This is a genomic window from Streptomyces sp. NPDC038200 (assembly GCF_055600785.1).
The window spans coordinates 260,671-279,281 of sequence record NZ_JBVJYH010000009.1 but is presented as its reverse complement, the minus strand read 5'-3'; the positions used below and the strand labels follow the sequence as shown (position 1 = coordinate 279,281).

Here is an 18,611-nt window from a genome sequence, read left to right as displayed (position 1 = left end):
GGGCATGATGCGTTCAGTCTCCACCCGCTGGCGGACGGTCTCGGGGTCGAACGACGGGCCGAGCAGGATGGCGAGGTTACTGATCCACAGCTGGATGAGGAAGACGATGAGCCCGGCCATGGTGCCGTACGTCTTGTCGTACGAGGCGAAGTTGACGACGTAGAACGCGAAGGCGGCGGAGGCGATCAGCCAGATGACCCAGGGCGAGGAAGCCACCAGATGTGATCGACCGGAACCCCTTCACCAGGGCGTGGGGGGTGGCCCAGTACAAAAGGGCGATCATGATCATGACCAGGACCACCAGGACGGGCCACTTGGCCACCCGCCGAGTACCCCCGAGCACCCTCTCATCAGGATGCAGATGCAGAGGCAGTCCCTGCAGCCGTCACTTTCCTGGACGACCTCGCCGGTGTGGGCACACGCACCGGCTGGTTCGCGTTCGTTGCCCCGCGTGGGTGGGCAACCCAGATCGTGACAGTCACGCGGCAGTGTCAGGCCGCCTCGGTGTGCCGCGCGGTCTGCCGGGCCGGACGGGGCTCGGTGGCGGACGGGCCGGCGTCGTGGACCAGTCGCAGGTGACGTTTCCGGGCATGGCGGGCCGCCGACGGCCCGGCTGACAGCCGGTCCTCGAGGCGGTCCATGGCGTACAGCAGTGCACCCAGGGCGGGCAGCAGCAACACGGCGACAGCGATCACGGCCCATTTCCCTCTTGGTCGGTGATATCCGGTCGGGTTCCCACCGCGACCCGGTCAGCAGCTGACCCGCGTGAAAGTGTCGTGACCATAGTGTGTGGACGAGGTTCGGCCGGTGGGGTCTGACCGCTGCCGGTGCATGGAACGCGGCGGCGGAAGCATCCGAGAAGGCATGGAGTGTGTGATCTACCGAGAGCAGACGGGCGAGTGCGAAGAGATCGACGCCCGGCAGGAGGACGCAGAATGCCAGGGCACCCTCGACCGCCTGGCGGTGCTGAAGCCTGACGAGTTCGCCTGGATCCGGATGGACGACCCCCGTGAGGATGAGCTGCAGCGGCTGGGGGAGTACCTGAAGCTGCATCCTCTGGCGATCGAGGACGCGGTCCAGGCACATCAGCGGCCGAAACAAGAGCGCTACGGAGACGTACTGGCGGTCGCCGTGAAGACGCTGTGGTTCGTCGAACAGACAGCGGATGTGGAAACCGGCGACGTGATGGTCTTCCTCGGTCCCTCCTTCGTGCTGACCGTCCGGCATGGCACCGCCGACCCGACGGTGGAGGCGGCCCGCCGACTGGGAGACGCCCCGGAGATGGCAAGGCTCGGACCGGTGAGCGTCCTGCATGCCGTCACCGACGTGATCGTCGACGCCTACGCACAGGCGGCATCCCAGGTCCGTTCGGACCTCACCGACCTGGAACGGTGTGTGTTCTCACCCGCCCGCGACGACCTCACGGAGCAGATCTACTCGCTCAAGCGGGAGGTGGTGGAGTTCCGTGACGCCGTCCAGCCACTGGTCCCCGTCGTGCAGCACTTCACCGCGCCCCATGCCGACTGGCCGCAGCAGATGGTGCCGTACTTCCGCGACGTCGCCGACCACCTCACCCGCACCGACACCGAGGTGCGCGCCCTGGACGACCTGCTCGGCTCCGTCCTCGACGCCCACCTGGCCAAGGTGGGCACCTGGCAGAACGACGACATGCGCCGCATCAGCGCGTGGGCGGCCATCCTGGCCATCCCCACCATGGTCGCCGGGATCTACGGCATGAACTTCGCCCACATGCCCGAACTGGACTGGCGTTACGGCTATCCGTGCGCGCTGGCCGCGATGGCCGTCGGGGCGGGACTGCTGTACCGGGCCTTCCGCCGCAACGGCTGGCTCTGACGGCACAACCGCTCCTGCCTCAGCTCGCCGCGGGCCCGCTGCCGCCGGCTCGGCCGGGCGCGGCAGCCGGATGGCCACCGGAGTCTGCCTGCACAGAGGCGGACGCAGTCCAACGGGCGGCACCTGCACTGCCATGCGATGCATACGAGCGACAGCGCAGTCAGCGCGCCGCAATGCGGTGAATGCGTGGCGAACGCTGAAGCGGGCATGGGCCGGGCCGGGCCCGGAGCAGGATGTGGCCGTGCAGGCCATGAAGCGGCGTTGGCCGCCTGGATCGCCTGGGCGGCCAGGGCACCAACCAGAGCCAGAACGGCCACGGTGTCCGCAACGCCTGATCGGGTCCCTGCCCTGCTGCACCCAATCCGCCGCACGCGTGGGTCGAGTGCGGCGGGATGCACGGCATTGACTGTGCGGGTGGGCGCCCCTGCAGGCTCCCGCCGCACTGACGTGCCCTCGTCCGCCTGGTACACCTGCGGCGCACGGGACCCTTCGCCCAGTTCTTGGTCGGCTTCGCCTTCGCCGGTGCCGCCCGTGCCCACACGACAGCCGCCATCGCCCTGCCGTGGCTCGGTGGGTCTCGCTGCTTCAGTTGGTCGTGTTGCGGTGCCGTACAAAGATCGCTGTGGGGATGGCGATGACGAGCAGGGTGATGCCGCCGATGAGCAGGCCGAGGTGGACGGCGTCGGTGAAGGCGCGTGCGGCGGCGTCGGTGACGGTGCGGGCGAGAGTGGCGGGCAGTTCGCCGGCCCCGCCGCCGTGGACGGCGCCGGCGGCGATGCGGGCGGCGTCCGGGGCCGGTATGTCTGCGGCGATGAGGCGGTCTTCGAGGTAGTGGGGGAAGCGGGTGGTGACGATGGTGCCGAGGATGCTGGGGCCGAGGACGGAGCCGATCTGGCGGAACATGTTGACCGTGGCGCTGGCCATGCCGGCCTGCAGCCGTGGCACGCTGTTGACCGCGGCGGCGGTCGAGGGGGCGGTCAGGAGCGCGGATCCGATGCCTGCGATGAGCAGGCCGGGCCACAGCGCGTTGTAGCCGGTGAAGGGGCCGATGGCCAGCAAGGCGAGGGCTCCGGCGCCCAGGACGACGAGCCCGGCGGTCAGCACGAGGGTGAAGCCGACCTTCTGGACGAGGCGTCCGGCGAGTGCGCTGACCACGATGTAGGTGGCGAACATGGCCAGGAGCCGGACGCCGGTGGCCAGTGCGGACAGTTGCTGGACGCGTTCCATGTACAGGACGGCGAGCAGTGAGGTGCCTACGAAGCCGAACATGGAGGCCGCGGCGACTCCCATCACCGCGGTGTAGGAGGGGTTGCGGAACAGGCGCAGGGCGAGCATGGGGTCGCGGTGGCGTACTTCGGCGGTCAGGAAGAGCACGAGGGAGACGGCGAAGACGGCATACATGGTGACGATGCGGCCGGAGGTGTAGCCGGAGGATCCGCCCTCGATGATCGCGTAGGTCGCCGAGGCGATCGCGACGGTGCCCAGGAGGACTCCGGGGAGATCCAGCCGGCGGGTGGGGTGCTTGGACTCGGCCACGAGGAACGGCGTGAGGATCACGGTGAGCGCGCCGATGGCGACGTCGATCAGGTACACCGAGTGCCAGGTGAAGTGGTTCAGGAGCAGGCCGGCGCCGAGCGGGCCGACGGCGAGTCCGAGGCCGGAGCAGCTGGCCCAGGCGCCGATGGCCTTGGTCCGCTGGTGCGGGTCGGTGAAGGAGTGGCTGACGATCGACAGGCTGGCGGGCAGGACGGCCGCGCCTCCGAGGCCCATGACCGCCTGTGCGGTGATCAGCAGCCCTGCGCTGTCGGCGGTGAAGGCGAGCACGCTGCCGACGGTGAAGACGGCCGCCCCTGCGAGAAAGACCGCGCGGCGTCCGATCAGGTCGGCCAGGGTACCTGCGGACATCACCAGACTGGCGACGACCAGGGAGTAGGCGCTGGTCACCCAGACCAGCGTGCTGGCCGAGGGGTGCAAGTCCTGCTGGATGGCGCCGAGCGCGCCGATGGTGGACGAGACGTCGACGAACGCCATCATCACGCCGAGACACACGGTGAGCACGCCGCGCCAGGGATGGGCGGGTGTTCCGCCGTGCCCGGAAGAGGGGGTGGCGAGAGCGGTGGCGGCTTGGGCGGGCGGGCGTGCGGCGCCTGTCGCGATTGGCTGACTGCTGTTTTGCATAGTCAGGAACGTAGCAGCCTGACTGTTAAAAGCACTAGTCAGATTAGGATGGGGGCATGGAACGCGTTGACCGGCAGAGCGAAGAGGCAGTGTTCACCCGCGCGGGCGAGTTCGCCGACCGGGACGCCTTCACGGCGACCGGCTGGTGCGCCATGGAGAGATCACTGGAAGTGGTCGGCACCCGTTCGGCGATGATGCTGGTCAGGGAGGCGTTCTACGGCGGGCGCCGGTTCGACGACCTGGTGCGGCGCACCGGTCTGGCCGAGACGGTGGCCTCCAAGCGGCTGCGACAGCTGGTGGCCGACGGTCTGATGGAGCGCAGCCCCTACCGGGAGCCGGGTGCGCGCACCCGGTACGAGTATGTGCTGACGGACCGGGGCCGGGCCCTGTTCCCGCTCTTCGTGGCCCTGATGCGGTGGGGGCGGGCCGTGGGCGAAGACGTGCGCGGCGGGGTGGAACTCGCCCACGCCGGCTGCGGCGCCCCGCTGGTGCCCGCGGTGCGGTGCGAGGCCGGGCACGACGTGTCCATCGGTGAGACCGAGGCGCGCCTCGCCCCTCGGTAGCGGCGCGCGCATCCGCGGAGCCGTGCTCTTCCGTGATCCGGTGCATGGCGGCGCGGCGTTCAGTGAAGGCCGCCGTGAGTGCCTGGGCCAGGAGTTCGTCCTTCGAGGCGAAGTGGCGGTAGAAGCCGCCGTGGGTGAGACCTGCGGTGGCCATCATCCAGTGCGTGCGGGCACTGCACGCGTCGCCGCGGACCGACCTGCGGCGCGGTGGCGCCTGCCCCACGCTGGACGGCAAGACGGCAAGACGGCTGGGGCCAAGACAGTCCGAGGCAAGAGGGCTGCGTTCAACGAAGCTCTCGACACTGCGGTGGAGGGGGTATTTCGCGGAGAACCCCCCTCAAGGGATTCCGGTGGAAAGCGCCAGCAGTCAATGAGGAGGTGGATCCGGCCGCCGTTCCCCATCCGGCCGAGGTGGGACGCTGCCGCCCATGGCATCACGCAGGCGCGGGCCCGGAAACACGCCCTGACTCGTACTGACCGCACTTCTCGCTTGGCCAAGCGGCCTTACGATCTCCGGCACGCCGGAATCTCGTTCTGGCTCTGTTCGGGAATGGACCCGGCCGAGTGCGCCCGACGCGCCGGCCAGAGCATCGAGGTCCTCTTTCGCCACCACGCCAAGTTCCTTGACGGCCTTCAAGAGCGAGCGAACCGCCTCGTCGAGCAGTCCATGAACGAGGGGCAGCGCGTCAGCCAAGGTGACGTACCCGAAGGCTGAACCGGGGCTCTGGTCCGTGGCTGGTCCGGAAGCACTGGTCAGGAGGGGTACAGCCGGGGGAGGAACGGGGAGTCGGCGCGCGAGCCGGGCTCGGTCGAGAGCGGGCTGAGCGAAGGGCGCCTGACCGGTGAAAAGCCAGGTCAGGCGCCTTTTGCCGTGCGTCTAGAAGAAGCCCAGCTTCTTCGGCGAGTACGACACCAGGAGGTTGGTCTGCTGGTGGTACACGCCTGACCTCCCTCCTGACCTGCGACAAAGAGTGGAAACGTCGAGTGCCAGGCTGGTTCGGTCCGTACCTGGTCCGGATCTCAGAGTGGTATGTGGTGCTAGCGAGTGGGCCGCAATACCACATGGCACAGGCAGGCGGAAGCGTCTGCCGGTGTCCACGTGGTCTAGATCGATGCCGTGCACGCAGGTGGGACCTTCGGTGTCCAGGTGCGTCGATGGTGTTGGTGACAGGAACGTGACAGCGGCCAGGTGGCGACGGGGGTTCCTGCGTTCGGGGACAGCCTTTGCGTAGGCGGAGCCCAGCCGCATCCACCAGATGCTGACGGCACCGCCCCGTCACGGTGAACCAGATCGCCGGTGACAACCGTCGTGGTGCCTGGGCGCAGGGGCTGGTGGAACATCCGCCGGGTGCACCGCGTTCCCCCACGGGAGCCCGGGGCGGAGGCGGCCAGGATGGTGAGAAAGGTGGCGACATGCTGGAGACGGTGGGCCTGACGGCCGACGAGAGCGAGGTGTACCGCCTTCTGGTCGCCACCGGGACGGCGTCCGCTCAGGACATCTCCGGCCGCTCGGCCCTCGACGTCGTCACCGCGCGGCTGCTGCTGCGCGCGCTGGAGCACAAGGGCCTGGCGTCGGTGGTCGAGGACAGTCCCGAATGGTTCACGGCCGTGCCGCCGCAGGTGGCCCTCATGCCCCGGCTCCAACGCCACTTCGACGCCCTGGAACAGACCCGGGCCGCCGTCTACGAACTGGCGGAGACACACCGTCGCAGCGCATGGGCCCGGAGCACGGGCGAGGCCGTCGAGATCATCACCGGCGCGGCGGCACTGCGCCAGCATCTGCGGCAGCTCCAGGACGGCGCCGGCCGCGAGATGATGTGGTTCGTGAAGGCCCAGTACGTGGCCATGTCACCGGAGAGCAATCAGGAGGAGTTCGACGCGCTGGACCGGGGCGTGCTCTACCGGGCCCTGTACGAGCAGGCGTACTTCGACGACCCCGACTCGGTGGACTTTGTCGTCAAGGGCGTGTGTGCCGGAGAGGTCGCCCGGGCGGTGCCTCTGCTGCCGCTGCGGATGGCGATCGCCGACCGCTCGGTGGCCATCCTGCCGCTGGCGGCCTCGGGCACGTCCCGCAACCCCAGGGAGCTGCGGGCCGCGGTGGTGCGGGAGAGCAGCCTGCTGGACGCGCTCATCGCCCTGTTCGAACACCACTGGGAGATCGGTGCCCCGCTCCGGGTGACCGAGGAGGGCCAGATCGGCGGCGCCGGCACCACGGATGCCGCCTCGCCGGTCGGGGAGGACCGGCACCTGCTCTCCCTGATGGTCGCCGGTATGACGGACGAGGCGATAGCCGGACAGCTGCGGGTCAGCAAGCGCACCGTCCAGCGGCGTATCCAGGGCCTGATGAGCCTGGCGGGCGTCGCGACCCGTATGCAGCTGGGCTGGCACGCGGCCCGCCGCGACTGGCTCTGAGAGTACGGCGGACGCCGTAACGCACACGACCAGGGCCCATCGGACGTGTCCGGCGGGCCCTGTCCCCGTTCGTCCGGCCGCTGCGGCCGGGCTGCGCTACTCGCGGAAGCAGTTACTCGAGGTCGTGGCTACTACGCGAAGGCGGCTACTTGAGCAGGTAGCCCTTGATGACGGTCTCCTTGAAGGAGTCGCCCGCCGCGTCCTCGACGTGGACGCGCAGGCTGACCGAGCCGCCCGCAGCGCGGCGCGGGTGCTCCACGGTCACGGTGCGCTCCATGCCGGAGCCCCTGACCCGCACCGACTGCCAGGTCTTCCCCTCGTCGAAGGAGACCTCGGTGGTGAAGACGCGGATGGGCGACGCCGGGGCGCCGGCCGTCCGCTGGATCAGGACCGGGATGTCGAGCTTGCGGCCGGCCTTGGCCCGGTTCCACTCGTCCAGCTTCGGCGACATACGGATCGCGCACAGCGGCAGCGCCTGCCGCGTCGCCGTGGTCTGCGACCGGAACCGCCATTCCGCCCGCACACTCGTGGAGACGGAACTGGGGGCCATGTCACGGTTGTGCTCGACCGTCAGACGATAGTCGGCGGGGGTGGCGTCGGCCGGGACGTCGCTCATGCTCCAGTCCTGGGAGACCAGCTCACCGTTGCGCCACAGCTTCACCTCGGGCAGGCCGGACGTGGTGTCGGCCACCAGGTCGAGGTTGCCGTTCGCGGCCGACTGGAAGGGCCGGTACATCGTGTCGCCCTCACGGAAGGCGGCCATCTGGGACGAGAGGCCCACGGCCTGGATCCCGCCGTTCCAGCGCTCGTCGACCTGGGAGCCGGCCTTGTAGCCGTGCAGGTCGCTGAGATAGCTCTGCCCGTGCGCGTCCGGATCGAGGAAGCTGTTCTGGTCGAAGGCCGTCTGCCAGCGCAGGCCGTCTGCCGCCGAGAAGTAGTCGACGCGCCGGGCCGGGACCGCAATCCCCTCCATCGCCCGGCCGCTGACGCGGACGTTGCCGACGTACGTCCACACGATGCGCGTGGCCGTGGTTCCCGGCGTGGTGGCGGCGAACGTGCTGTTCACCCTGGCCAGTTCCGACTTGCGGGGGTTGTAGGCGGGATCCGCCGGGATGGCGCCGTGCACCGGTCGCGTGAGGTAGTAGACCGAGGCGGGGTTCCCGTCCGCGCCGGCCGGTTCGCCCCAGATACTGGTGACGAGGTACGTGAACTTCGAGTCCTTGTACTGGTCCGTCGGCACCGCGTACACGCCGCCGATGTGATCCGTGCCGATCGCGTTGTACATGGTGACCGAGAGCAGCTGCTCGGCCATGCTGATCGTGCCGATCTCGGCCGACATGATGCGTGCGGAGCGGCTCGGTGCCGACACCGTGACGGGCTTCGCCTTGCGGGCGTCGATGGTCACCTGCCGGTCGGCGCTCATCACGACCTTCGGTACGCCGACGATGGTGCCCTCGGTGAAGGAGGCGTCGAAGTAGAAGCCGCTCACCGAGTAGGTGTCCTTCGGCAGTCGCACCACCGTGCTGCTCTTGCCGAGCGCCTCGACCTCGTACGCCTTGCCGTCAGCCGAGTTGACGAGCAGGTAGGCGTTGTCGGGGGCGGCGCCCGTGCGGCTCTTCATCCCGATGCGCAGGTCGTAGGACGGCTGCTCGACATCCATGCCGAACGGGACGCGCACCGACACCTGGTCGTCCGCGGTGCTCGCGGTCACCACGCCGCTGTAGGCGGCGTACGTCGTGGTGGCTTCCGGGGTCGCGGTGAGGGTGACGGCCGCGGTTCCGTGCGCGGGCACGGTGACCGTGTCGGCGCTGAGCCGGAACAGCCCGGCGGGAGCGGGCACGTCCCTCTTACCGCTGCTCGGATTGTCCTTCAGCCGAAGGGTGACCGGTGCGGCGCCCGGGTTGCGGTAGGTGATGGTCTTGGTCACCGGAGGCCGCTTGCCGTCCGTCCAGCGGATCAGCCCGAAGCCCAGTGCGGTGGTGTCGGCGGTGACGTCCTGGTCGACCGCCCGGGCGACGTCGACGCGTCCGGCGCCCTGGAAGGAGGCGCCGTGCTCCTTGGCGCCGGTCGCCGACTGCATCAGCTGGCGCTTGACCTGCTCCGCCGTCCAGTCGGGGTGCTGCTGGAACAGGATGGCGGCGGCTCCGGTCACATGGGGCGTGGCCATGGACGTGCCGCTCATCGCGACATAGCCGTCGTCGGCGGTGGTGCCGCCCGCCCTCGCGGCGACGACGTTGACGCCGGGGGCGATGATGTCCGGCTTGAGGCCGGAGTCGCCCACCCGCGGGCCGACCGAGCTGAAGACGGCGAGGTCGTCGTCGTCCTCGGCCGCGCCGACGGCCAGCGCCCGGTCGTCGGAGGCGGGCGAGGAGACCTTGTCGGGACCGCTGTTGCCGGCCGCGGCCACGACCAACGTGCCGTGGTCACGGCTCACGGTGTCGACCATGGCCTCGAGGGCGTCGGTCTCCGGTGTGTCCGTGTCGCCCAGGCTGAGGTTGATCACCTTGGCGCCGTGCTGGGCGGCCCAGGCCAGGCCCTCGACGATGTCGGAGTTGTCGCAGTTGCCGTCCGCGGTGCACACCTTGCCGGACAGGATCTGCACGCCGGGTGCCACACCCTTGTAGCGGCCGTCGGAGGCCGCGCCGGAACCGGCGACCGTGGAGGTCACATGGGTGCCGTGACCGTTCAGGTCGTCGGTGTTCGGCTCGGTGGTGAAGTTCGCGGACTCGGTGACGAGGCCCTTGAGGTCCGGGTGGTGGGGGTCGTAACCGGTGTCGAGCACGGCGACCTTGACGCCGGTGCCGGTGTAGCCCTTCTCCCAGGCGTGCGGGGCCCCGATGCGCGGCACCGTGCTGTCGAGCTGGATCCTTGAGCGGCCGTCCAGCCAGACCCGGCGCACACCCGCTCCGAAGGACGTGGCGTCCGACCGGCCGGGGGCGATGCCCTCCCAGAACCCGGCTGCGTCCGCGCGGTGTTCGCCGAGGGTCGCGAAGGGGGTCCCACCGATGGGGCGGACGGTGTCGGCACCGGCAGCGGTCAGCTGTCGCCGGGCGGTGCCCGCGTCCCCGGCGTACTCGACGATCAGCGGCAGGCTCGAGCGCTGCGCGTACTTGCCCCGGACCAGGGCGGAGACGTTGAACAGCGCCTTGTCGAGGCGGCCCGTCGCGAGCAGCGGGAGCGTGTCGGCGGGTATGACCGTCCAGTCGCGACCGGCCTGGCGCTTGATGAACGCGACTCGTTCGCGGCCCTCGGCGGGCTCGACCGACACACTCTGCTTGCCCGAGGTGTCCGTCTCCAGCGTGACGCGGTCGCCGGTGATCAGGGTGAGCTGATGCCGGGAGATGATCGGCGACCGGGCCGCTCCGGTGCGCGCGGCGGCTTCCGTTCGCCTGGTGTGCGGGCCGAGGTCCTGAGCGGCGCCAGGGGCGGCGGTCAGACCGGCCACGAGCGCCACGAGGGCGGCGGCCGCCGCCGTATGCCGAGGCCGGGGAGGGCGGACCCAGCGGCGCCACTTGTTGTTCATGTCTCTCATGGGAGGACAGCGTGGTGCCGTCAAGTGCCGAGGTCAGCAGATTGCCCTGTCCACCAGGCGTCAAGTCACCTATGCGCCAACTCCTATACTTCATAAAGCGGGCAAACGTGGCCACGTTGGCGGCTCATAGACGAACCGATCGAGCCGCTCCCCGGGTGGTGTCAAGCCGGCCGCCGGAGATCCCGTATCTCAACCGAACGTGATCCCGTGATTTTGCCTGCGGATTCTGGACATGCTGGAGGAGGGGGCGTACACCGCACGACTAGGACAGGGTTCAGAGGCTGAACAGGCTGGGGTTGTCGCGGACGTAATCGGCCACCCCCGATGGAGGCCGCCCGGTGACCTGCTCGACCCCGTCCGCCTTGCGGTCGTATCGATTCTCGGCGTGAAGACGAGCCATGGTGGAGATGTGCTGAAAGGCATGGTCCGGCAGCCCCAGCGGTCTGAGATCATCGTTGATCCATTCCTGCAGCGGGACGTCCGTGTACCTGACCGGTCGTCCCAGAGCTGTGGAAAGCTCTGCCGCCATGACGGCGGCGTCCTCCGAGCGCGGGCCGGTCAGCTCGTAGATTCGGCCGATGTGTGGGGACGGATCGGCCAGGATCTCCTCAACAACCGCGGCGACGTCCCTAGCCGTCACAGGGGAGGTTTTCGCCCGGCCGAAGGGCAGTCTGATGCTTCCGTTCTTCGCGATCGAGGAGAAGCCGACACGGAACAGCGGGTTCTCCATGAACACAGTGGGCCTGATCTGGACGACGGGCAGGCCTGACCAGCCGAGGACCTGCTCCACCAGCCAGTGCTGCCGCTGCTGCACGGACTCAGAGGTGCTGGTGAGATCCATCTCCGAGACAGTGAGCTGCGACATGTTCACGAACACTTCCAGGCGTCCGTACGCGCGGGCGACGGCCGCTGCCGTCACGGCAGCCTCCAGATACTGTGCCGACACACCCATACCGAAGTACATACGTCCACAACCGGCCAGGGCGTCGGCAACGTCGACCGCGCGCGTCAGGTCTCCGACGACGACCTCCGCTCCCATCGTGCGCAGCGCCTCCGCTCGCTCATCCTCGCGATGCACCATGGCCCGGACGCACAGGCCCCTTTGCTGTAGGCCCTCGACCACAGATCGGCCGACGGCACCGACACTGCCCGCCGCGCCCGTCACCAGAATGGGCATCGCACGGGCTTCCGGGGTGCCGTCCATACGAGCAGACTGGGGTGCGCACCGCCACGGCGCAACCGGAGACGGCCGGCCTCGCCGACGTTGTGCCAGGCGGTCACCGTCTGTGAAGCAGGTCGGCCTGTTCGTCCGCCTCGGGTTCCGAGGCCGTCCTCTATACCGCTCGGCGCGGAGTGTGGTCCGTGCAGTGGCCGGGGTGATACGCCGGGGCATACAGGAACGCGGTCGGTAGCGAGGGGGTGGGCTGTCGGCGGGGTCGGCTACCTTCGAAAGGTCCCGAGTGGACCGCGCGTTCCCGCGCGCCTGATGGCTACTGGCCGGGCGGGAACGGTGTGCGGTTGTTCTGGCCCGGGGGCGGGCTCTTCCCAGCACCGGCTTTCCCCGGCCTCGCCCACGGTCCGGGCACCGGCCCGTGGGCGCGCTGACCACACTCCGCCACCCCCGCGGGCCGGACCCATCCCCTCCCCGCCGACAGGAGAGATGATCACCTTCCGCCTGCCTGCCGCCTCAGCCCAGGACGCCGAGGAGCGCTACCTCATGGACGCCGAGGAGACCAGCAGCGAGACCGTCAGCCTGCGCGTCGACTCCACAACACGCCTGGACCCGGACGTGGCCGGCCGGCCGCAGGAGGCCCTCATCCGCCTCACGGCGTAATACGACACGCTTCAGGGGTGCAGTGCTCGTTGCAGTGCCTCGATGGCGAGCGTGCGCGCGACCGTGGTTGCCTTGGAGTCGCGGAGGCTGTCGAGCATCAGGAAGTCGTGGACCATTCCCAGCACTCGGACCGCGGTGACGTCCACTCCTGCCTCGCGGAGCTTGGCGGCGTAGGCCTCGCCTTCGTCCCGCAGTACGTCGGCCTCGTCGGTGATGACCAATGTGGTGGGAAGGCCACGGAGCTGCTCGATGTCGGCCCGCAGCGGCGAGGCATAGATTTCGGTGCGCTGCTTGGGGTCCGAGGTGTAGGCGTCCCAGAACCACTTCATCCCGTCGCGAGTGAGGTAGTAGCCGTCGGCGAACTGCTGGTAGGACGGAGTGTCGAAGTTCGCGTCGGTGACGGGGTACAGCAGCACCTGGGCAGCCAGTTGCACATCTCCGCGTTCCTTGGCCATCAGCGCGAAGACCGTCGACATGTTGCCGCCCACCGAATCGCCGCAGACCGCTATCCGTGAGGCATCGAGGTTCTGTTCCCCGCCGTTTTGGAGGATCCACTGCCCGACCGCGTAGTTCTGCTCGATCTGAGTCGGGTACTTCGCCTCGGGGGCCCTGTCGTAGACGGGGAAGACCACCGCGGCGTCTGCTCCGACCGCCAGTTCGCGGATCAGCCGGTCGTGCGTCTTCTCGTCGCCGAACACCCATCCGGCGCCGTGGATGTACAGGACCACCGGGAGGGTTTTCATCGTTCCCCGGGGGCGGATGATACGCGTGCGGACGTTGCCGTACTGCCCGGCGTCGATGGTCACCCAATCCTCGTCCACCGCCGGCTTGGCCACCCCTTTCCCTTCCTGGAGACCATCGAGGATCTCGCGGCCGTTCTCCGGCGAGACCTCGTAGATGCGCGGATGTGGCGACGTGGCCTCCGTCAGCTCCCGGGCAGAGGGTTCCAGGACTGGGGTCGCGACGGATCGAGAAGCGGGCATGGTGCGCCTCCTGCCTCAGATGTAGCGGTACATGCGGCTGGCCCACCCACCTCCCATCGTCTCTCAGCAGCGCATCGGTGCAACCGCGGAACAGGGCGTGAGGCCAGGTCACGTTGGGGCGTCGAGGTCGCACCATGGCGCGGATCCACCGTCGGGTCCGGCTTGTGGCTGTACTTCCGTCCCTACGCGGGGCACCGCCGCATCCGAAATGGCCTGCCGAAGAAACCGACGGGCCGGCTGCTCGCTCAGGCGGCCCGACCGATCAGCAACCACCCGGTGAACCTTCGCGGTCACAGCAGTAGGTCCCTACCTTCTAGGCGAGGGTCTGCCCTGATCATTCGTAAGATCGGAGGGCCTGGGGGCTCTGGGCATGGCTTCAGGTTCTTAGCCGCTTCGATGGCTTAAGAGACTTGGCCGCTCGGAGCTCCGCGACGACTCGACCGCCCATTGGGAGACGCGACTCGATCGCTGCTGTGGGACAACGTCGGCGAGGTCGTCTGCGGGTGACGTGTGTGACGGCAAGCTGGCGGAGGTGACCGTGCCCAAGATCTGGGCCGGAGTGGACATAGGCAAGGAACACCACCACTGCGTGGTGATCAACGCGGACGGTGAACGGCTGCTGTCCCGCCGGGTCCTGAACGACGAGACCGAGCCACTCCAGCTCATCAGTGACGTCCTGGCGATATCCACCGACGTGCTTTGGGCCGTCGACCTCAATCACGGCGGCGCTGCCCTGCTCATCGGCCTGCTCCTCAGCCACAACCAGCCCATGGCCTACCTCACCGGCCTGGCAGTCCACCGTGCCTCGGCCACCTACAAGGGCGAGGGCAAGACGGACGCGAAGGATGCCTTCATCATCGCCGATCAGGCCCGCGTTCGCCGGGATCTGGGCCTGTTGCGTCCCGGCGACGAGATCGCCGTCGGCCTGCGCATCCTGACCAACCGGCGCCTGGACGTGGTCTTCGACCGGACCCGTCAGATCAACCGCCTGCGGGCCCAACTGCTGGAGATCTTCCCGGCGTTGGAGCGGTCGCTGGACCTGGCCGACAAGGGCCCGGTCATGCTGCTGACCGGCTACCAGACCCCGGCTGCGATCCGCCGCGCAGGCGTCAGGAGGATCGAGACCTGGCTGAAGAACCGCAAGGTCCGCAGAGCCGCCGCGCTGGCCAAGACGGCGCTGGATGCTGCCCAGGCCCAAATGACGGCACTGCCCGGCGAGAAGCTGGCCGCTGCCATGGTGGTCCGCCTTGCGAAGGGGGTGATGGCCCTCGACGAGGAGATCGCCGAGCTCGACGCCCTGATCGAGGCCAAGTCTCTTTGGTCAGCGTCGGGTCCGGAGGAGGCTGTCGGCGAGGTGGAGTGCGGCCTGGTAGGCGGAGGCGAGTTTGTCGGTTTGTGTGACCAGGGCGCGCCACTGCTTGAGGCGGTTGATGCACCGTCCGATGGTGTGGCGCTGCTTGGGGTGGGTGCGAGGCCGGCCAGGTCCGGTTCTCGGCACCCGAATGCGGGCCATGACCGTCTCGAAGGCAGGCGCGTCACGAGCCTGGCCCGCCGTGACGGCCAGAGCCAGGGGCCGCGCATGGGCGTCTGCGGCGAGGTGGATCTTCCTGCTCAGCCCGCCGCGGGAGCGTCCGAGCGCGTGGTCGGCCGGCTCGCTGTGACCTGCCGCACCCTTTTGAGTGCTCCGGCGGCGTGCTGGTGGGCCCGGACGACGGTGGAGTCGACCGACACGGTCCACGCGATGTCGTCGACGGCGTCCGCTGCCGCGAGGACGGCGCCGAGCATCTGTTCCCGGGTGCCGTCGACGGCCCACTTGATCAGCCGTTGGTGAGCGGTCTGGTACGAGCCCGGTTCGTCGGGCAGGTCCCGTCAGGGCGAGATGGTGCGGTACTTCCATGCGATGGCCTCGAGGGTGCGGCGGTGGTTGGCCCACCGTCGTCCGCGGACCGGGTCGGCCGGCACAAGCGGTTCGATCCGGTCCCACATCGCATCAGTGATCACTAGTCGGACAGGCACGTTCGATCAACTGATGAGCGCACCGAAGAGACACGCTCTGGACCAGTTCTCCCGGCCCTTGTGGCGGTGCTCAGGCCAGCAGGCCTTCGATCGCCACAGGAAGGTGGCGGGGGCCGCGCAGCACCGCGTTGGCACGGTACGGCGGCGGGTCCTCGAGCAGCCGGGAGAACTTGACCCGGCGGAAGAGTTCGGGGACAGCCAGATGGAGTTCTATGCGGGCGAGAGGGGCGCCGAAGCAGTAGTGGATGCCGGTGTAGAAGCCCAGGTGCTCGTTGTCCTTGCGGTCGGGATCGAGCCGGTCGGGGTCCTCGAAGCGCCGGGGATCGCGGTTGGCCGCGGCCAGCATGAGCCAGACCGGCGAGCCCTTGGGGATCGTGGTGCCGGCGACGTCGATGTCGGCCAGGGCGGTGATCCATGGGACGAACTGGACCGGGGGCTCGTAGCGGAGCACTTCCTCGATGAGCGGGACGGCCAGGTCCGGGTCTTTCCGCAACCGGTCGAGGAGGTCGGGGTGGCGCAGCAGGGTGAGGGTCGTGTTGCTGATGGCGTTGACGGTGGTTTCGTGGCCGGCGACCAGGAGCAGCACCGCGGTGGCCTCCAGGTCTGCCGGTGTCATGACGGGGGCAAGCGCGCTGAGCATCCCGGGGCCGGGGTGGCGGCGTTTGGTCTCGATCAGATCGGACAGGTAGGCGCCAAGGTCCTGGCGGGCCCGCCCTGCCTTTTCAGGGCCGCCGTCGTCGCCGGAGCGGGGGTCGAGTGACGACGCCAGGGCATCGGCCCAGACGTGGAAGCGCGGTTCGTCCTCGCGCGGCACGCCCAGGACCTTGCAGATGGCGGTGACGGGAAGGGGGTAGGAGAAGTCCTCCACGATGTCGACCTGGTCCTTGCCCTCGAAAGCGTCGAGCAGCTCGGTGACGACCTTGGCCCTGTCTTCGCGCAGGCCGTCGAGGAACCTGGGGCTGTGCGGCGGGCCGAACGGCCGGTTGATGGTGTCGCGCAGCCGGTCGTGCACGGGCGGGTCGGTGAAGATGAAGCTGGGCGGCAGTCCGGACTCCACCGGTTGCCCGACGCGGGCGTAGCCGGGTAGACGGTTGCTCGTGTCGTTGCTCATCCGTGGGTCGTTGGCCAGGCTCCGCACCTCGTAGTAGGTGCTGACCAGATAGGTGCCGTCCTCCTCCCGCCTGACCGGCTGCTTGCGCAGTTCCGCGTAGAGCGGATAGGGATCGGCCCGATTGGCGTAGTCGGTGATCTGCGCGGAGATGGTGCCGGACGTCATGGTGACTCCTAAGGGCTCCGAGCGGTGCAGGGCCGGTGATCAGGCATGCGACGGAACGAACGTGACACGCCGCTCGCTCGGTGAGTGGCCCGTCAGCGTGACGGTGGGCCCGTGGGTGGGCAGATGAAGGTCGGGAGAGGCCGGGTCGATCGGCTCCAACGTCTCGGTCCGGCGGTCGACCGAGCGGTACTCCGGCGGGAAGGGGGCGCCGGACGCGATCTGCTGCTCGTAGAACCCCAGCCACTTGGCTCCGTCAAAGGACGCCGCGGCGATGACGCGGCCGCGGTAGCCGTACGCCGCGACGAACCGTGCCTCGGCGAGCGCCCCCTGGGCGACGACCAGTTGGTCGCCCAGCGAGGGAACACCCACCGACTTGATGTTGACACCGAACTGGGTGGACCAGAACATCGGCAGCCACAGGTGCGGACGACGGTCCGGACCCGCACAGATCATGTTGTGGGCGGCGATCTCGGCCTGTTCGACCGCGTTGCCCCAGTGCTCCAGCGCCAGGAACTGGTAGTCGAACAGCGGGTGGGGGCTGCGGGCGACGTCACCGGCGGCGTAGATGTCGTCGGTGACGATGCCGTTGACGTCGAACACCCGGCACCCGGCGTCGCACGCGATCCCCCGGGGACCCGCGGCCACCCCCGAGCCGGCAAGCCATTCCGTGTTCCGCATGGCACCGAGCGAGACGACCGCCACCTCCACGTCGATCGCCGAACCGTCGGACAGATGGGCGCGCCTGAGCCGTCCCAGGTCGTCGCCCTCGAGGGCGGTGACGCTGACGCCGCACCTCAGATCGACTCCGTGCTTGCGCTGCAGCCGGTCCGTGACCGCGCCGATCACTCCGCCGAGCGCGCCGACCAGCGGCGCCGGGCCACGTTCGGCGACGGTGACGTCGAGGCCCAGCTCCCGGCAGGCGGAGGCGACCTCGGAGCCCGTGAAACCGGCGCCGATCACCAGCGCCCGGGACACGCCGCCGGTCAGCTTGCGGTGCAGGCGTGCGGAGTCGTCGCGGGTGCGCAACACGAACACTCCGTCCAGCGCGGCCTCTTCCGGGTGGAACCAGGGCCGTGCCCTGGTCCCGGTGGTGATCAGCAGGCGGTCGTAGGGTACGGTGTCGCCGTTCGTCAGGCGTACCTGCTTGGCGGCCCTGTCGAGGCTCTCGGCGGCCACGCCCAGACGCCAGTCGGCGTCGATGTCGCGCCGCCGCGGCAGCGCGGTGTCCTCGGGCCGTGCCCGCCCGAGCAGTGCCTGCTTGGACAGCGGCGGCCGGTCGTAGGGCTCGTACTGCTCGTCGCCGATCATGGTCAACGACCCGGTGAAGCCCTGCTCGCGCAGGGTCTCCGCCGCGCGCAGACCGGCCAGCGAGGCACCGACCACGACGATGCGGCCCTGGCGCCGCAGGGCCTGGACGTCCGTGTCAGCCGACATGAGGCTGCGCACCCTTGGTCGGCTCGTCGGAGTAGTCGACGAGGATGGCCTGGACCGGGCAGGCGGCAGCGGCCTTCTCCACCCGGTCACGTTGTTCCTCGTCGAAGCGAGGGGAGGACAGCAGCGCCTCTTCGCCGTGGAGGGAGAAGACGTCCGGGGCGAGAAAGACGCACTGCGCGAATCCCTGACACCGGTTGAGATCGACGACAAGCCTCATCTGGTGGAACACGCTCTCTGCGAGGCTGCGGTCGCCGCCGGCTGCGCACCCGACCGGCCAACCTCAAGGGAACAAGGCGCTGCCGGCCGCCCCAACACCGGACGGGCCGGGCGCGACCCGGGCGGCCGTCTGCGCTCGCCCCCGCGTTGAGGTGGACCTGCGCGACCACCAACCCGATGGGGCGGTCCGGCGGGAACTCCGGACAGGCGCCGAACGATACGTGTAGTGACAAACCGGCCGACCGCTAGTGGGTCGGGCCGCGGTTGCGGGCGGGAGGGGCTGCTCGGCCCAGACGTTCGGGCACGTCCCGGA

At 69.3% G+C, this 18,611-nt stretch carries 12 protein-coding genes and 3 pseudogenes; 5 read left to right on the top strand and 10 right to left on the bottom strand.

Translation table 11 applies throughout. The features are described from left to right. Nucleotides 1-24: 24 nt before the first annotated feature. Both ACZ7KF_RS21075 and ACZ7KF_RS21070 read right to left on the bottom strand, forming a co-directional pair. A pseudogene (locus ACZ7KF_RS21075) lies at nt 25-322 on the bottom strand (YihY/virulence factor BrkB family protein); the annotation flags it as partial. Between the two features lie 169 nt (nt 323-491). Further along, on the bottom strand, nt 492-695 hold the full coding sequence (locus tag ACZ7KF_RS21070) for a hypothetical protein (RefSeq protein ID WP_471076948.1): 204 nt from the start codon (nt 693-695) through the stop codon (nt 492-494). Between the two features lie 169 nt (nt 696-864). On the opposite strand from ACZ7KF_RS21070, the gene ACZ7KF_RS21065 reads away from it, so the two are divergent. Then, the gene (locus ACZ7KF_RS21065; protein WP_471076945.1) at nt 865-1,854 is read left to right on the top strand and encodes a magnesium and cobalt transport protein CorA; all 990 of its coding nucleotides are present in this window, start codon (nt 865-867) and stop codon (nt 1,852-1,854) included. Nucleotides 1,855-2,439: 585 nt separating this feature from the next. Here the strand turns inward: ACZ7KF_RS21065 and ACZ7KF_RS21060 are convergent. Further along, on the bottom strand, nt 2,440-4,032 hold the full coding sequence (locus ACZ7KF_RS21060) for an MFS transporter (protein ID WP_471076942.1): 1,593 nt from the start codon (nt 4,030-4,032) through the stop codon (nt 2,440-2,442). A 56-nt stretch (nt 4,033-4,088) separates the two neighbouring features. Here ACZ7KF_RS21060 and ACZ7KF_RS21055 point away from each other — a divergent pair, with 56 nt between their 5' ends. After that, entirely contained in the window at nt 4,089-4,595 is a 507-nt protein-coding gene (locus ACZ7KF_RS21055; RefSeq protein ID WP_471076939.1) for a winged helix-turn-helix transcriptional regulator, read from the top strand. Between the two features lie 1,413 nt (nt 4,596-6,008). After that, a complete protein-coding gene (locus ACZ7KF_RS21050) occupies nt 6,009-7,007 on the top strand; it encodes a helix-turn-helix domain-containing protein (protein ID WP_319144947.1) in 999 nt (332 codons plus the stop codon). A gap of 145 nt (nt 7,008-7,152) precedes the next feature. Here the strand turns inward: ACZ7KF_RS21050 and ACZ7KF_RS21045 are convergent, their stop codons facing one another. Further along, complete coding sequence (locus ACZ7KF_RS21045; protein WP_471076936.1) at nt 7,153-10,530, bottom strand: S8 family peptidase; 3,378 nt, start codon at nt 10,528-10,530, stop codon at nt 7,153-7,155. Nucleotides 10,531-10,813: 283 nt separating this feature from the next. After that, on the bottom strand, nt 10,814-11,743 hold the full coding sequence (locus ACZ7KF_RS21040; protein WP_471076933.1) for an NmrA family NAD(P)-binding protein: 930 nt from the start codon (nt 11,741-11,743) through the stop codon (nt 10,814-10,816). 456 nt (nt 11,744-12,199) lie between these two features. On the opposite strand from ACZ7KF_RS21040, the gene ACZ7KF_RS21035 reads away from it, so the two are divergent. After that, nucleotides 12,200-12,373 carry a hypothetical protein gene (locus ACZ7KF_RS21035; protein WP_471076930.1) on the top strand — a complete coding sequence of 58 codons (174 nt, stop codon included), beginning with the start codon at nt 12,200-12,202 and terminating at the stop codon, nt 12,371-12,373. An 11-nt stretch (nt 12,374-12,384) separates the two neighbouring features. On the opposite strand, the gene ACZ7KF_RS21030 is transcribed toward ACZ7KF_RS21035, so the two are convergent. Then, nucleotides 12,385-13,356 (bottom strand): alpha/beta hydrolase, encoded by a 972-nt coding sequence (locus tag ACZ7KF_RS21030; protein ID WP_471076927.1) that lies wholly within the window; start codon nt 13,354-13,356, stop codon nt 12,385-12,387. 538 nt (nt 13,357-13,894) lie between these two features. Between ACZ7KF_RS21030 and ACZ7KF_RS21025 the strand changes: the two are divergent. Continuing rightward, a pseudogene (locus ACZ7KF_RS21025) lies at nt 13,895-14,668 on the top strand (IS110 family transposase); the annotation flags it as partial. A gap of 9 nt (nt 14,669-14,677) precedes the next feature. Here ACZ7KF_RS21025 and ACZ7KF_RS21020 read toward each other — a convergent pair. The 4 genes and pseudogenes from ACZ7KF_RS21020 to ACZ7KF_RS21005 form a co-directional block, all read right to left on the bottom strand. Then, nucleotides 14,678-15,372: pseudogene (locus tag ACZ7KF_RS21020) on the bottom strand (IS5 family transposase). Between the two features lie 70 nt (nt 15,373-15,442). Further along, nucleotides 15,443-16,648 carry a cytochrome P450 gene (locus ACZ7KF_RS21015; RefSeq protein ID WP_471076924.1) on the bottom strand — a complete coding sequence of 402 codons (1,206 nt, stop codon included), beginning with the start codon at nt 16,646-16,648 and terminating at the stop codon, nt 15,443-15,445. Nucleotides 16,649-16,687: 39 nt separating this feature from the next. After that, nucleotides 16,688-18,082, bottom strand: a complete 1,395-nt coding sequence (locus ACZ7KF_RS21010) for an NAD(P)/FAD-dependent oxidoreductase (protein WP_471076921.1) — start codon at nt 18,080-18,082, stop codon at nt 16,688-16,690. Continuing rightward, the gene (locus tag ACZ7KF_RS21005) at nt 18,072-18,299 is read right to left on the bottom strand and encodes a ferredoxin (RefSeq protein WP_471076918.1); all 228 of its coding nucleotides are present in this window, start codon (nt 18,297-18,299) and stop codon (nt 18,072-18,074) included. Before ACZ7KF_RS21005 ends, ACZ7KF_RS21010 begins: the two co-directional genes overlap by 11 nt. Nucleotides 18,300-18,611: the final 312 nt, after the last annotated feature.